Origin of the sequence: Lachnoclostridium phytofermentans ISDg (assembly GCF_000018685.1) — a bacterium.
GTDB lineage: Bacteria > Bacillota > Clostridia > Lachnospirales > Lachnospiraceae > Lachnoclostridium > Lachnoclostridium phytofermentans.
In genome coordinates this window covers 592,473-606,852 of the sequence record NC_010001.1, presented here as the reverse complement: position 1 = coordinate 606,852, position 14,380 = coordinate 592,473, and the positions used below count along the sequence as shown (strand labels likewise).

Annotated in this window: 12 protein-coding genes, 1 pseudogene and 1 other annotated feature; of the genes and pseudogenes, 1 reads left to right on the top strand and 12 read right to left on the bottom strand. The window is 34.5% G+C overall.

The genetic code is table 11. The annotated features are described in order from the left end of the window. Nucleotide 1 precedes the first annotated feature (1 nt). The 12 genes and pseudogenes from spoIIAA to CPHY_RS02570 all read right to left on the bottom strand — a co-directional run bounded on the left by spoIIAA (nt 2) and on the right by CPHY_RS02570 (nt 12,925). Complete coding sequence (gene spoIIAA / locus CPHY_RS02620; protein ID WP_041703116.1) at nt 2-364, bottom strand: anti-sigma F factor antagonist; 363 nt, start codon at nt 362-364, stop codon at nt 2-4. A gap of 157 nt (nt 365-521) precedes the next feature. Then, complete coding sequence (locus CPHY_RS02615; RefSeq protein ID WP_012198506.1) at nt 522-1,931, bottom strand: tetratricopeptide repeat protein; 1,410 nt, start codon at nt 1,929-1,931, stop codon at nt 522-524. A gap of 90 nt (nt 1,932-2,021) precedes the next feature. Further along, nucleotides 2,022-2,216, bottom strand: a complete 195-nt coding sequence (locus CPHY_RS21570; RefSeq protein ID WP_157668643.1) for a hypothetical protein — start codon at nt 2,214-2,216, stop codon at nt 2,022-2,024. Nucleotides 2,217-2,685: 469 nt separating this feature from the next. Then, nucleotides 2,686-4,089, bottom strand: coding sequence for a DUF342 domain-containing protein (locus tag CPHY_RS02610; protein WP_012198504.1), 1,404 nt, complete (start codon nt 4,087-4,089; stop codon nt 2,686-2,688). A 132-nt stretch (nt 4,090-4,221) separates the two neighbouring features. After that, nucleotides 4,222-6,900 (bottom strand): valine--tRNA ligase, encoded by a 2,679-nt coding sequence (locus CPHY_RS02605; protein ID WP_012198503.1) that lies wholly within the window; start codon nt 6,898-6,900, stop codon nt 4,222-4,224. 168 nt (nt 6,901-7,068) lie between these two features. Further along, nucleotides 7,069-7,356 (bottom strand) — a binding site (T-box leader). Nucleotides 7,357-7,424: 68 nt separating this feature from the next. After that, nucleotides 7,425-7,859 (bottom strand): hypothetical protein, encoded by a 435-nt coding sequence (locus CPHY_RS02600; protein WP_041703115.1) that lies wholly within the window; start codon nt 7,857-7,859, stop codon nt 7,425-7,427. 80 nt (nt 7,860-7,939) lie between these two features. Beyond that, the gene (locus tag CPHY_RS02595; RefSeq protein WP_157668642.1) at nt 7,940-8,185 is read right to left on the bottom strand and encodes a hypothetical protein; all 246 of its coding nucleotides are present in this window, start codon (nt 8,183-8,185) and stop codon (nt 7,940-7,942) included. Nucleotides 8,186-8,413: 228 nt separating this feature from the next. Continuing rightward, nucleotides 8,414-8,776 carry a VOC family protein gene (locus CPHY_RS02590; protein WP_012198500.1) on the bottom strand — a complete coding sequence of 121 codons (363 nt, stop codon included), beginning with the start codon at nt 8,774-8,776 and terminating at the stop codon, nt 8,414-8,416. Between the two features lie 167 nt (nt 8,777-8,943). Beyond that, nucleotides 8,944-9,789: pseudogene (locus CPHY_RS02585) on the bottom strand (RNA-guided endonuclease InsQ/TnpB family protein); the annotation flags it as partial. A gap of 43 nt (nt 9,790-9,832) precedes the next feature. Beyond that, the gene (locus CPHY_RS02580; RefSeq protein ID WP_012198498.1) at nt 9,833-10,552 is read right to left on the bottom strand and encodes an MBL fold metallo-hydrolase; all 720 of its coding nucleotides are present in this window, start codon (nt 10,550-10,552) and stop codon (nt 9,833-9,835) included. Nucleotides 10,553-11,085: 533 nt separating this feature from the next. After that, nucleotides 11,086-12,192, bottom strand: a complete 1,107-nt coding sequence (locus CPHY_RS02575; protein WP_012198497.1) for a Gfo/Idh/MocA family protein — start codon at nt 12,190-12,192, stop codon at nt 11,086-11,088. Nucleotides 12,193-12,271: 79 nt separating this feature from the next. Beyond that, on the bottom strand, nt 12,272-12,925 hold the full coding sequence (locus CPHY_RS02570) for a ThuA domain-containing protein (RefSeq protein WP_198301330.1): 654 nt from the start codon (nt 12,923-12,925) through the stop codon (nt 12,272-12,274). A gap of 332 nt (nt 12,926-13,257) precedes the next feature. Here CPHY_RS02570 and CPHY_RS02565 point away from each other — a divergent pair, with 332 nt between their 5' ends. Continuing rightward, on the top strand, nt 13,258-14,037 hold the full coding sequence (locus tag CPHY_RS02565) for an AraC family transcriptional regulator (RefSeq protein ID WP_012198495.1): 780 nt from the start codon (nt 13,258-13,260) through the stop codon (nt 14,035-14,037). Nucleotides 14,038-14,380: the final 343 nt, after the last annotated feature.

The window sequence follows — 14,380 nt, the reverse complement described above, 5'->3', positions numbered from 1 at the left end:
ATTACATACAATTTAATGCTTCCTGCATATCCTGGTAACGGTTCATAATCTTATATAAACCAGAGAGTCTTAAAATTCGGTCAATTCGGTCAGAAACCCCAATTACAGCAAGGGTACCGCCCCCAACATGAAGCAATTTCTTATAGCGTCCCATAATCACACCAATGCCAGAACTGTCCATAAAGGATACTTTATTAAAATCAAATATAACATTTTTCACATTTTTTTGTTCAATCAGCTTGTCCGCTTGCTCCCTGATAAAAATGGCACTATGGTGATCTAAATCCTCCTTCATATGAATAATGAGCGTAGACTTCCGAATTTCAAAATCTGCACAACCTACTTTTTGATAATCCAACCACATAAATTCGTCCTTAGAGTTCATACATAAAATCGTTCCTTTCCATATTTGTAATTTTTTTACATCTCGTACTCAGAAAAAAAGACACTCCGTTCCGAAATGTCTTTTTAAATCTTTTATCTGTATGCAACCAAATAATCAGTTGCCAATCGTTTCTTTCTTATTCTAAATCATTTACACGTTGCTTTGCATACTTAGCCAGCGAAGAATTTGGAAAACTTTCTAGCATCTGGTTATAATACGCTTTTGCTTCCTCGTACTGACCTAACTCTTGTTCCGTCTTACCTAAATAATATAGTGTATTGTCATCTGGATCACCAAAAGAATAAGCCTGCGTTAACAATGTTAATGCTTTTTCATAATCTTTCTTTTCAAATGCCGCTCTCCCTTGCTGATATGCTTCTTTAGCTGCAATCGGAGATACCTTTTCCTTTACCATTTCAAATAATTTAACGGCATCTTGATTTTCCATCTTAGAAGGATCCACTTTCGATAATAAATCAGCAACTTCCATCGTATTTTCCGGTGTTAAACTATTGGTTGATTCTAATTCCATATAACGATATACTGCACTTAAAATACTATCGTACATTGTTTTATCGTATTCTGGAATATCAATATTATCTAATTCCTTCTGCTTGTCTGCAAGTTTTGCTTTTAAATCTTCCACTTCTTTTTCACTAGAAGTAAGTTTGGTACGATATACTAAAAGATCGCTATCAAAATCACGTTGTTTTTGCAAATATTCACTCTGCGCATTTTTCTTTACAGTTGGAACAATTAAGAAAAAGAGTACAGAAACACCAATAACAACACCTAAGATAAGATTAATAAAGAGCCATACATTCGGCTTTTCTTCCCTATAAGATGAAATTGGAGATAATGGTTTACCTAGCGGATCTGGATTTACTTCTCCATCACTCCAATATGGTGTAGAGGTAGTTTCTCCACCGCTTACCAACTGATTTAACTCGCTTAAGTAACGTAATGTAGTAGTATTCGCTAAATCTATCTTATTTGCTTTAACTAAGCACCTTCTTGCACGTTCAAATTCATTATTCTTCATATAAATCAATGCTAATAATTGAAGTGCACGAATAAAGTGCGGATTTAAATTGATAACTTTTTTTAGTTGAATAATTGCCAGATCATCGCTACCTTGCTTTGCGGAATCTAATGCAATATTATACTTTTTTATAGCTTGATTCATCGAATCCAATTTCGTTGGATTCGCCTGCACTGCACCAATATAGACATCGGCATCGTTGTCTTTTGCCTGGAAATGTTTACTAATAACCCATTCACTTAATGCGGCTACTGTTTCTCCCATCTCAAAGAACACAAGTCCGAGGAGATTTCTAGCATTGGTATTTCTCTTATTCATCTCCAAGCTTTTCTTTAACATGATTATAGCTCCGGTCAAGTCTCTAACCTTTGCTTTTTCTAAACCACGATTATAATAAGTATTGGATAATCGGTCAGTTTTTCTTACGATCGTTAAATCTTTCCCGCAAAATTCACATCTGTTTCTTCGAACTGCGACCACATTGCCGCACTTTGGACAATTCATCGTATTCCCCCCATGGTCCGCTTGTTTCCTGGCAGCAACTCTTCTTGCTCGTCCAGCTAATGACTTTCTGTCACGTTCGTATAAAATCCTCTATCCTTTTTTCTCATTTAGAATAGATTCTATCATGTCTGTGATATCCGTTAAGTCATTATTAAAAATTGCCTCTTCCGCTTGATCTACTTCAAGACTCGGCTGAAATTTTGCTATTTCTTCATCAAAATTAATCATAGGATACCTCTTTTCAATAGAACATTGACTTTCATCTAATGCATACAATTTCTGCATTATAGTACTATCATACAGACAAGAACGCGAAAAATCAAGTGTTAGTATAAAAATAAAAAGCTATTTTCACACTTTTTATTTATAGCAGCATTACATCTGTTTACAGATGTAGAATGCATTGGGGAAAATGTGAAATAACAACGTTCTTTCACATAAAAGTTTGTGCCTGCGTAATCCTCGGCACAAACTTCGAGCCTACTAAGAAAACATGAATAATCCAAGTACTAAGTAAACGTAAATATTCCAACTACTAAGCAAACATAAATATTCCAACTATAAGCAAACATAAATATTCCAACTACTAAGCAGACATAAATATTCCAACTACTAAGCAAGCGTAAATATCCAGACTACGAAGCAGACATGTTTCAAATGTGAAAATAAAAGAATTTTCCCACTTTTTCTTTATTATAGTATACTTGTCCATGAATGCAATCTATTTTCATCGCAAAATATTACAGCAATCGTATTATATGAAAGGAATCATATCGATATCGTCACCATTTCTTAGGAAATAAGATGAAACAATTTCCTGTTTAATTCCCATGGATAAACCATTAATAGCAAGTTTACAACCTGGATAAATCATCTTGTTGACAATAATTTTGGCACTTTTACTATTCTTTATAAAGTCCATTAAGTCACTCCACTCATCCACCATCTCTGCTATCTCTGAATTAATATTAATCTTCGTTCTTAATAACCTCATCTTTTGATCTCGTAATGGACTAATGACATCCGGAAGTTCTCGTTCATTTATCATGGCAATTGCAGCCTCTACCTGTGAAAGACGCTCTTTTAACTCACTGATTTTTCTTTCAAGATATGCGAATTTTCTATGAAAAGACCTACGTACTCCAACAACTAATTCTGTATTAATGTGAGTATGATTTCCAATAATTGATGCAGTTATTTTTCTTCCTGCATACGCACTCCCTCCAAGCAATATTCCTCTTCTTCCTGTTACTATGATTTCATTGCCTGCAGTCATAGTGCAGTTCATAATCGTATTGGCTGTAATATTTTCTTTTGCCTTCATCTCTACTTGTTCAAAGAATTTACCAGAGATAGAGCCTCCGCAAGTTATACTACCTTTCCCAGCTCCTTGCATCCCATTTTCTAAGATAACATTTTTACCTGCTCGAATGGTTGCACCTTCTACATGTCCTCGAACCACAATACTTCCTTCTGATTCCACTACTTTACCTGAAGATATATCACCGTATATCATCAGATCTCCTTTAAAATAAATATCTCCTTGTAGATAATCAATATTTTCTTTAATCTCCAGTACATTACTTATTGTGATTCGGCCTTCTGAAACTTCAATTTTGCCCGTAATAAGTGCTGTATAAATAAGGCGATCATCTGATAATTTAAATCCTTTTCCTTTTAACGGCGGAAGATCTCTACCTATATTCCCATACCGAATGCTTCCGCATACATCAATACCATTGCTTCCTTGAATAGCTTTATGATATCTTACTATAATTTCTCCCTGAGAAACAGTAACAATTCTGGTCATAGCAAAATAATCCACTGAACCATCTTCTAGGATTCTTGGTTTTGTATCAACTCTGGTATCAAAAAAATAGACAAAATAACCGTCCTTTCCGTCAACTTCCTCCTTTCCCTTTGCTATTAGTATCTCTTTCCCATAGCAAGGTTTCTCGCAAAGCTTGTTAACTACTTCTTCGTCGATTCCATATATAACATGATGGAATCGAAGTATTTCATAAATCATCTCTTTCGTGTATCGATCTTTACCTACTGGAGCATAAAGAGTAATATATGCTTCCATTTTATCATAGCGAAGATCCACTTTTGTCTTCTTGTACATTAATTCTTTGGTTGGTCTTGACCAATCACTCATGAATAGCACCCCCAAGTACTTTCATAAAATACAATATGAATATCGGTAAAGATAGAAAAAAGCATCAGAGTTTTTACGAATGTTTCGTAAAACTCTGATGCCTAATTTCTATTTTACCGTAAAGGGGAAATATTATTTCTTAAAATGAGCTAAACGCTCCTCTACCTGAGCCATCATGGAAGCATATTTCTCCAACTTCGCTCTTTCCTCCGCTAATTTCGCTTCTGGCGCTTTGCTTACGAAGTTTGGATTAGCAAGCATACCATTAACACGCTTTAACTCACCAGCTAAACGGTCTTTTTCTTTGCTAAGACGCTCGATTTCCTTCTCAATATCAACAAGATCAGCAAACGGAATATAAATAGTAGCTGTTGCAGTAACAATCGAAACCGCATCAGAATCAATTCCATTCTTATCGCTTTGGATAACGATTTCACTTGCATAGCCTAAGGAAGCAAAGAATACTTTACTGTTAGCAAAGATTTCTCTAACCTTCTCGCTATCAGAAACTACGATTACCTTAGCTTTTCTGCTTGGTGGTACATTCATCTCTGTACGAGCATTACGAATTGCCTTAACAGCCTCCTTGATAATCTCAACAGCTTCCTCTTCCTTAGCAAAGTTAAATTCTTCTTTATACTCTGGCCACTTGGAAATCATGACGGACTCATCCGCGGAGAGTCTTCCTTCCATTTCCTTTAAAGTACAGAAGATTTCCTCTGTAATAAATGGCATGTAAGGATGAAGTAATTTAAGTGCAGAATCTAATACAGTTCTTAATGTATAGATTGCTGCAGTCTTTGTTGCTTGATCATCACCATATAATCTTGGTTTTACCATCTCAATATACCAGTCACAGAACTCTTCCCAAATGAAATCGTAAACTTTCTGTGCCGCAATACCAAGATCAAACTTTTCAAGATGTTCTGTTACATCCTTCGTTAATGTATTTACCTTAGAAATAATCCACTTATCAGCATCCGTTAAAGTAGACATATCCACAGAATCAACCTTAGCATCCATTCCTGCTTCTTCCATCTGTTGCATATTCATCATGATGAAACGGGAAGCATTCCATACCTTATTAGCAAAGTTTCTTGCTGCTTCCACACGTTCCATATAGAAACGCATATCATTACCAGTTGCATTTCCAGTGATTAACATAAAACGAAGCGCATCTGCACCATACTGTTCGATAATCTCTAATGGATCAATACCATTTCCAAGAGATTTACTCATCTTTCTACCTTGAGAGTCACGAACTAAACCATGGAATAATACAGTTTTAAATGGCTTTTCGTTCATTTGCTCGTATCCTGAGAAAATCATACGGATAACCCAGAAGAAGATAATGTCGTAACCAGTTACTAAGACATCAGTTGGATAGAAATACTCTAAATCTTCTGTTTTTTCAGGCCAGCCAAGGGTTGAAAATGGCCATAACGCAGAACTAAACCAAGTATCAAGAGTATCTGGGTCCTGTGTAAAGTGGTCATGGCCACATTCACAAGTGGTTGGAGTTGTCTTAGAAACAACAACCTTACCACACTTATCACAATAATAAGCTGGAATACGATGTCCCCACCATAACTGACGGCTGATACACCAGTCACGAATATTGTCAGTCCAGTTAAAGTATACTTTTTCCATACGTTCTGGAACTAATTCGATATCTTTATTCTTTACAGCCTCTACTGCTGGCTTAATTAATTCATCCATCTTAACAAACCACTGCTGCTTGATTAATGGCTCTATGGTTGTGTTACAACGATCATGAGTACCTACATTATGAGAATAATCCTCTACTTTCACAAGTAAGCCCATCTCGTCTAATTCTTTTACAATTTGCTTTCTTGCTGCATAGCGATCCATACCTTCAAACTTGCCACCATTTGCATTAATCGTAGCATCATCATTCATGATATTGATTTCTGGAAGGTTATTTCTCTTACCAACCTCGAAGTCATTTGGGTCATGTGCTGGTGTAATCTTAACAACGCCTGTTCCGAAATCCTTCTCAACATAGCTATCTCCGATGATTGGAATCTCACGGTCAACAAAAGGAAGCTTTACCTTCTTGCCAATAAGGTGCATGTAGCGCCCATCTTCTGGATGAACTGCAACTGCGGTATCACCAAGCATAGTTTCAGGTCTAGTGGTTGCAAAACAAAGATATTCGTCAGTACCTACTACTGGATATTTAATATGCCAGAAATGTCCTGCCTGATCTTCATACTCAACCTCAGCATCAGAAATAGAAGTATGACAAACTGGACACCAGTTGATAATACGGGAACCTTTATAAATCATTCCCTTTTCATACATCTTTACGAATACTTCCTCAACTGCTTTGGAGCAGCCTTCGTCCATTGTAAATCTTTCTCTATCCCAGTCACAGGAGGAACCAAGTTTTTTAAGCTGTCCGATGATACGTCCGCCGTATTCGTCTTTCCATTCCCATGCTCTCTTTAAGAAGCCTTCACGGCCAAGCTGGTCTTTATCGATGCCTTCCTTCTTTAAAGCCTCGATAATTTTTACTTCTGTTGCAATGGAAGCATGGTCTGTACCTGGTTGCCAAAGTGCATTAAATCCTTGCATTCTCTTAAAACGAATTAAGATATCTTGCATCGTATTATCTAGTGCATGACCCATGTGAAGCTGTCCAGTAATGTTTGGTGGTGGAATCACAATCGTAAATGGTTTTTTGGTCTTATCAACTTCGGCATGGAAATATTTTTTCTCCAGCCATTTCTCATACAATCTGCCTTCTATGTCCTTAGGATCATAGGTCTTTGCTAACTCTTTCTGCATAAGAATCTCCTTTCTTATCTTAAAAAATTAAACTGAATTTTCTAATAAATAGATTAAACTCAATATTTAGTTGTTCATAAAGTTACTCTAAAAGTATCCTTTGGTGGTTTCTTGTGAAAAAATTCAACTAACAAAACTTTTCAATTGCACAAAAAAAGGTCCCTCGCCGATAAGGACGAAGAACCGTGGTACCACCTTAATTTGTGAAAAGAAACATTTCTTATCTTGTCGCCAATTGTGACAGTAAGAATTTTTCTAATATTCACCTTTTTCGCATTTCATATAAAACGCTCGTCTATAACGGGACTTCCCGGCATTTCCTACACGCTACTTAAAGTTTCAGAAACACTGTTCCGGAGCTACCTTCGATAAGCACTACTTGAAACAACCTCACAGCCAATGGATTGTTATCTCTGACAAGGTTACTTATGTAATCCTCTCCATCACTACATTTATCCTATATTTTTATATTTCTTATCATATGCAAACTTTTAAAAATTGTCAAGGCTTTTTCATTTTATATTCTAATGAACATTAAGCTCGTTTAGTATATCACAATATAATTCAATGTTAATTAGATTTTGTCTAAATAATCCAAAATTAGAAGCTTTTAATTTATTTTTACATGCTAATATCTTGTTATCCATAGAAATTACTTTTTCTGCTTCTTCATTTGTCTGCAAACAATAATTTATCCCATTCAAATCAGTATAGACATACTCATTACTACTTTCTAGTTGAGAATCAGAAATTCTTTCTTTTGTATTTAAGATTTCATTTCGTTCCTTGATTAACGAAGAAGCATCATCACAAATAGAAATGATCTTTTCATTTGGAACAGGATGTCTTCCAGTATAATCACCGGTGCACCAATATGTTTCATTTATTTCATCATATGACAAAAAGAAAATCCATTGTTCACCTTTGTTCATTGGTGTCATATCACTAAATGTAATCAACTTATCTTGATTTTCATCGATACCATATCGCTGTGATATTTTAATAGTATTGCCACTCGTATTCCCTTTTAATACTTTTCCTACCGATATGAAATTGTAGAGATCATATCGGTAATAACATTCTTATTAAATTCATTACTAAAAGAATATTCTATTAATTGTTCTGTATCCTGACAATACTCACCTATGACTACCAAATCTGAAGCATTCATCAATTCTGTTAAATTATGATAAACTACCCTATCAACTTCCATATGAATAACTTCAATATCTTCATGTGCTCTATTATTCCGTTGTATAACATAACCTGCAGTACACAATATCATTATGGAAATAATAACTCCAATATTTTTTTCATTGCTATACTCCATTTAACTTTTAATTATCTTCATCATGTGTAATCTCAGTTGCTATAACACTTTATTGAACAAGAAAATCCTTGATTCATTACTGCAAGTGGGAATCCATTGTATAAATTTTCACTTTCGAATAGTGATTAACATGATGAGAAATATAAAAGCATAGTCTACTTCGAGAATAGATGGAAATAACTATTATTTTCCTGGAACAACCTCTAACCAATAACCATCAGGATCTACAATAAAGTAAATGCGCATTGCTTCGTTTTCATAAATCACACAGTCCATTTCTTTATGCTTCTTTAAAGCTGCTTCGTAATCATCTACAACAAATGCCAAATGGAATTCATTTTCTCCCAAGTTATAAGCTTCCGTACGATCATGAAGGTAAGTTAACTCAAGGCAATGTGTAGTACTTCCATCTCCTAGATAAACTAAAGTAAAGTCTTTCGATTCATGTCTTTTAACTTCCTTTAATCCTAGTGCTTCCTCATAAAATGTTAGTGATTTTTCTAAATTTAATACGTTAAAATTATTATGTGCAAATTTGAAATTCATATAATCCTTATCTGCCACTCAAAATATGGACAAATCTACCCATATCGAGATTATTCCCTGTTTAACGTGTCTGATTTGGTGATTGGTTATAATACACTACTCTCATTTGCTATAACACTCCGAGGGCGTAAATTCCCCAAATAGCCTTGGGTACATACTTACAGTAATTATGCTATCTTGTAAGTTTTTGCTTCTCTAAGATTAATACTAGCTTGTAAATCCCTATCAATTACTAAACCACACTCTTTACAAACATAAATTCTGTCAGAAAGTTTTAAGTCTTTTTTGACATTTCCACAACATGAGCAGAGCTTAGAAGATGGATACCATCTATCTACTATTCTAAGTTCAATATCGTTTTGTTTACACTTGTTGGTAATTTTTGTTCTGAACTTATAAAACTTTTGCCCAGCAACTGCTTTTGATAAGTGGCGATTTTTCATCATTCCTTTTACATTCAAATCTTCAATAGTTATTGAACTTGGTTTTTGTCCAACTATTTCAGACACACATTTATTAATGTAATCAGTGCGAATGTTCGCTAATCTTTGATGAAGTCTTTGTACTCTGACTATTTGCTTATGAATATTCTGTCTAGTGGTTTCTCCTTTTCCAATTTTATTTTGTTTTTTAAGACATTCATATTTCCTTGAAAGCCTTACTTGTTCACGTTTTAACTTCTTTTCTAATTTCTTTACTCTTGAAGTCTTATTGATGTTCTTCTTAACTATTTCATTACTAAAAATGACAAAAGCTTTTATTCCTAAATCTAGTCCTAATGGCTCTGCTTTAGGCAAGGAGTTCTTAACTTCTTCTATTTCACAAACAATTGAGATATAATATTTTCCTGCTTGTTCTGTGACCGTACCACTAATGACGTTTGCATTGGCCTTGATATATCCAAATTCTTTAAGTCTAACCCATTTAAGTGTAGGTATATTAATTTTGTGACGTTCAATCTTAAAATCAGTTTTATTATTCTTTGGAAAATTTAAACCTACTTTAGACTTACCTGATAAATCTAATTGATATAGAAAGATTACATGTATTGATCTGTTAACACTCAAACACTTGCCCTGGTTCCATTACATCGAAAATCCTATCTCGATAATCTTTCGAAACTTCCATTTCCTTTAGTCTCTGTATTACATCTGGTTTTTCCCAGTAATGCATTGGAAATGCATTGATAACTTCAGCTTCCCGCATAACATGGTCAAATCCAAGATAAAATCTCTCTTCCTGTCTACCATCCAGCGGTAAAAATGCCAAATCAAGATGACGACCCTTTAATTTTTCAATTTCTGTGAGGAATCGCTTTGTCATATCCTGATATTCTTCTTCCGTTTCTCCTTTCCAGGTCCACCAATTTAAATCGCCTGCAAAGTAAATTGTCTTGCCAAATAAGGTAACCACAAAAGCTACTCCTTGATCCGTAGAGGTTAATGTTTCAACCTTCAGATCTTCTGTTATTTGATAAGTTTCATTCTTACGTAAATTTTGTATTTTATCTCTTGCTTCTTCTGGAATTTGAACCCGCTCCATGTATTTTTCATTCATTTTTATATCATTGGATAACAAAAATGAAATATTCTTATAACCTTTCACAAGGTCAAATATTATTCTACTGAAATGATCCGCATGCTTATGACTGGAAAAAACATATATTTTCTTTTCGCTATCAAACTTAGGTAAGTCCCCTTTAAAATAGTCAAATATTAATACAACATCCTTTTCTTCCACTGTAAAGCAGCTGTGATAAATATAGGTTACTTTCATAATAACTCCAATCTATGTGTGTATGCATACATATTAATCAACATGTTAAAAGTATCTTAATCTTTTTCATAATATCTTAGGTTACCAGCGTAAAGTGCTAATTGAAGAATCCTTGTTCAATTAGTAAAATCCTACGCTTCTTTTTCTCTTTAAATCCCTATAACTACATTTATAATTATAGGCTTATTATAACTTGTATCTGAATCAAAAAGCAAGCCAATAAGAAAAGAGTTAAAAGGTAGATTCTCCATAAATCCTATCAAAATTCTCCCTTTTAACTCTATCTTTTTATTCATATATTATTCAATAACGTACTCTATTATATCTTGCTTTATAATATCTTGCTTTTTGATATCTTGCTTTTTGATATCTTGCTTTTTGATATCTTGCTTTTTGATATCTTGCTTTTTGATATCTTGCTTTTTGATATCTTGCTTTTTGATACTTTACTTTGAATCCTAACCATTAGGCTCATTATGTCAAAGCGGATATTCGCAATCCGCTAACGCTATTTGCTCATAACCTCGTTGCCACTATGATATACTTCCCTTAATCAAATTCATTTCCAATGGCCTTGGAGATTCACAGCATGTCGATAACTCTACAAAAGATTTTGTCTCTTGACTAGTATGCAATGCATGCATAATTTCTAAAACGTGGCATGCTAATTCTCCACTGGCACGGTTGTTATCTGTCTGATTTATTATACAATTTGCCATCTCTGATAATCCTGCTCCACGGCTATTCATATTATAGATACTGCTTAACGGAAAAGCTTCAAAGGATTTTGAAAAATACTGTTTGATAAGAACTTCTCCGTCAAAACAATTCGGATCAGGTACTATCAAGCTTCCTCTGGTACCATAAACCTCTATTCTTGGCAACGTTGAACCCCAAACATCAAAGCTTGTAATTATATTACCAATGGCTCCATTTTCAAATCGAAGCAATCCGGTGACATGGGTTGGAACTTCTACTGGAACTATCTCTCCAAACTTTTTCTCACTGGTAATTGTTCTTGTTGGAAACGAAATCGAATTCATTCCGACAACTTCTTTTACCGGTCCTATCATAGAAACAAGAGCTGTCAAATAGTAAGGTCCCATATCAAACATCGGACCACCACCTATTTGATAATAAAATTCTGGATCTGGATGCCAGCTTTCATGGCCATGGCACATCATAAAAGCAGTAGCTCCTATCACCTCTCCTATGTAGCCATCGTTAATTGCTTTAATACAAGTTTGAATACCTGCTCCTAAAAAGGTATCTGGTGCACAACCAAGCAAACGTTTCTTTTCTTTCGCTAAGGAAACTAACTCCTTTCCTTCTTCTAATTTTAAGGAAAGAGGTTTTTCCACATAGACATGTTTTCCTGCTAATAACGCATCTTTACATATGGAGTAATGGCTCTTTGGTGTGGTTAGATTTAAAATAACCGTTATTTCTGGTGATTGCATTATTTCATCATAGGTTAGCACATTCTCTATCTGAAATTTTTCTGCTGCTGCCTTCGCTTTCTCTACCTCTAAGTCACAAACTGCATAAAGATTTAAATTCACAAATAGATTAGTGATATTTTGCATATAAATATCACTAATGTTACCGCATCCAATAACTGCAACATTAACTTTCTCCATGAGATCCCCCAATTCTTATAAGTTTTTCTGAGCTTACATTCTATAGGCAAAAGTTTGTATTAATCTTAATTTTGTATTATTATCTCACTGCATAAAGAAATCCACGTCTCATAATCTCATACGCTTCAGGAATGTCAAAAATATCTGCATGATGTCCGAGTGATGTATAGAATACTTTTCCTTCTCCCCACATCTTGGTATATACAACAGGAATTTCTACATTCCCATTGGAAGCATGTGGTCCATCCACAACAGGAAATGTGGTAGTCGCATAAATTTTGATTGCAGGATCAATATGAATATAATATTGTTCGGAACAAACTTTAAAATCAGAAAGTCCTTTCGTAAAGTAGTCATCATTTGACACATGTACCATATACTCTACTCCATCATTCCCTGGATGAGCTACCCACTGAGCACCCGTCATAAACTGCCACTCTACTTCATTACGGAACGCATCACACATCCCTCCATGACATCCTGCAAGTCCTGTACCAGAAGCAACTGCAACTGACACATTATGTACATAATTTGATGGAATTGTTCCCATCGTCCAAATTGGAACAATCAAGTCATAACTTTTTAACTTCTCAGCATCCGAAAGGCATTCCAGTGTATCATGTACTTCTACCGAAGAACCTTCCTTTTCTAACATTTTCTGAAATACCTGGCTTACTAACACCGGTTCATGTCCGTCCCATCCACCTTGAACCATTAATACTTTTTTCATCATAACTCCCTTCTGTATCCTACAAATCAAGATATCTCATTTTCTGCACTTTCGTGCATTAATAATGATAGTTGCTTTACTTTCCAATGAAAAATACATTGGCACCTTTGATAATTCTTAGTATAGCAATGAAAGGTATTGATGAAAAGAAAATAGCTTAGATAAAGTAGTCATATTTTTACCTATAAGATATTGTAACTCCTAAACTTTTTATGTATAATGAAAAATAAAGTTTACTTCGCCAACTTTTCCTTATCATGAATAATCAATGACGCTTCATGAGGAATGAATAATAGAGCTATTTTACGTGAACGACGATACATGGAGGACCTACAGTGAAGCTGTTTTATGAAAATAAGTCACGAACTTTTAATTTATATCAAGGTACTAATATGACCTTTCCTCCTCATCTACATAAAGAAATCGAGATTCTTATTTGTCAAAAAGGAGTTGTTGAAGCAACCTGTAATGGGCAGACCTTACTTCTAGAAGAATCTGACATAATGATAGCATTACCAAATACAATACATTCGTATGAAACTAAGGAATACTGTGAATACATTCTCTGTATTCTGTCTCCAAGTACACTTCCACTGTTTAAGCCTTATTTTCAAAAAGAGTTTACTACTCCATTTCTACAAATGGACCAAACAAAAAAAATAACACCCTTTGTTAGGATGCTATTAGAGGAATGGGAAAATGATCGAAATCAAGAACTCATGATAAGCTACCTCTCCGTTATTTTCTCACTTATCCTAAAAAATACGACCTTCACAGAAAAAGCAACTTCCACTTATGAAGATATCCTTCCATCCATATTACTGTATGTTGACGAGCATTACTTAGAGCAGTTTTCTCTGGAGGATCTAGCTTCTCATTTAGGTTTTAATCCTTCCTATGTATCACGGTTGTTTTCTGAACGAGTTCATTGTACCTTAACTCATTATGTGATGGAGTTGAGAGTTAACTATGCAAAACATTTATTACAAAATACAGAAAAGTCCATCACCGAAATAGCTTATGAATGCGGATTTGCAACACAGCGTTCATTTAATCGCGTGTTTTTACAGCTTGTAAATACAACACCACGGGAATATCGAAAAACGTATTTATAGCGGCTTCATCTACTTCGCATTTTGATAATAATATATGTAATCCCAGTAAAAAATAAAGCTGAGACAATTTGAAAAGGGCTAAAGAATATAAGCCAATATATTGTAGTAAAATCGTAGTCTGTTCCGAATAAATCCTTAATTAAATATGGAAAGAAAATTGCAGTTATTATCCAGAAAACACATAATATTACTAATGGTGAAAACCAGATTCTTTTAGGGCGAACCAAAAAGAAAATAGTACAGCAGACTATTGGGTTTACTATAAGACACAGAATACTATAAAGCTCTTGTTTCCATTCAAAAAAGGGCATTATTTTGATTCCTTTCTAAAATTAATATTATT

Coding starts and splice junctions, on each gene's coding strand:
- CPHY_RS02580 (WP_012198498.1), bottom strand. CDS start 10,552: ATGAAAGTAACCTATATTTATCACAGCTGCTTTACAGTGGAAGAAAAG.
- CPHY_RS02610 (WP_012198504.1), bottom strand. CDS start 4,089: ATGAGTGATTGGTCAAGACCAACCAAAGAATTAATGTACAAGAAGACA.
- CPHY_RS02590 (WP_012198500.1), bottom strand. CDS start 8,776: ATGAATTTCAAATTTGCACATAATAATTTTAACGTATTAAATTTAGAA.
- CPHY_RS02605 (WP_012198503.1), bottom strand. CDS start 6,900: ATGCAGAAAGAGTTAGCAAAGACCTATGATCCTAAGGACATAGAAGGC.
- CPHY_RS21570 (WP_157668643.1), bottom strand. CDS start 2,216: ATGCAGAAATTGTATGCATTAGATGAAAGTCAATGTTCTATTGAAAAG.
- CPHY_RS02575 (WP_012198497.1), bottom strand. CDS start 12,192: ATGGAGAAAGTTAATGTTGCAGTTATTGGATGCGGTAACATTAGTGAT.
- CPHY_RS02570 (WP_198301330.1), bottom strand. CDS start 12,925: ATGATGAAAAAAGTATTAATGGTTCAAGGTGGATGGGACGGACATGAA.
- spoIIAA (WP_041703116.1), bottom strand. CDS start 364: ATGTGGTTGGATTATCAAAAAGTAGGTTGTGCAGATTTTGAAATTCGG.
- CPHY_RS02615 (WP_012198506.1), bottom strand. CDS start 1,931: ATGAATTGTCCAAAGTGCGGCAATGTGGTCGCAGTTCGAAGAAACAGA.
- CPHY_RS02595 (WP_157668642.1), bottom strand. CDS start 8,185: ATGATATTGTGTACTGCAGGTTATGTTATACAACGGAATAATAGAGCA.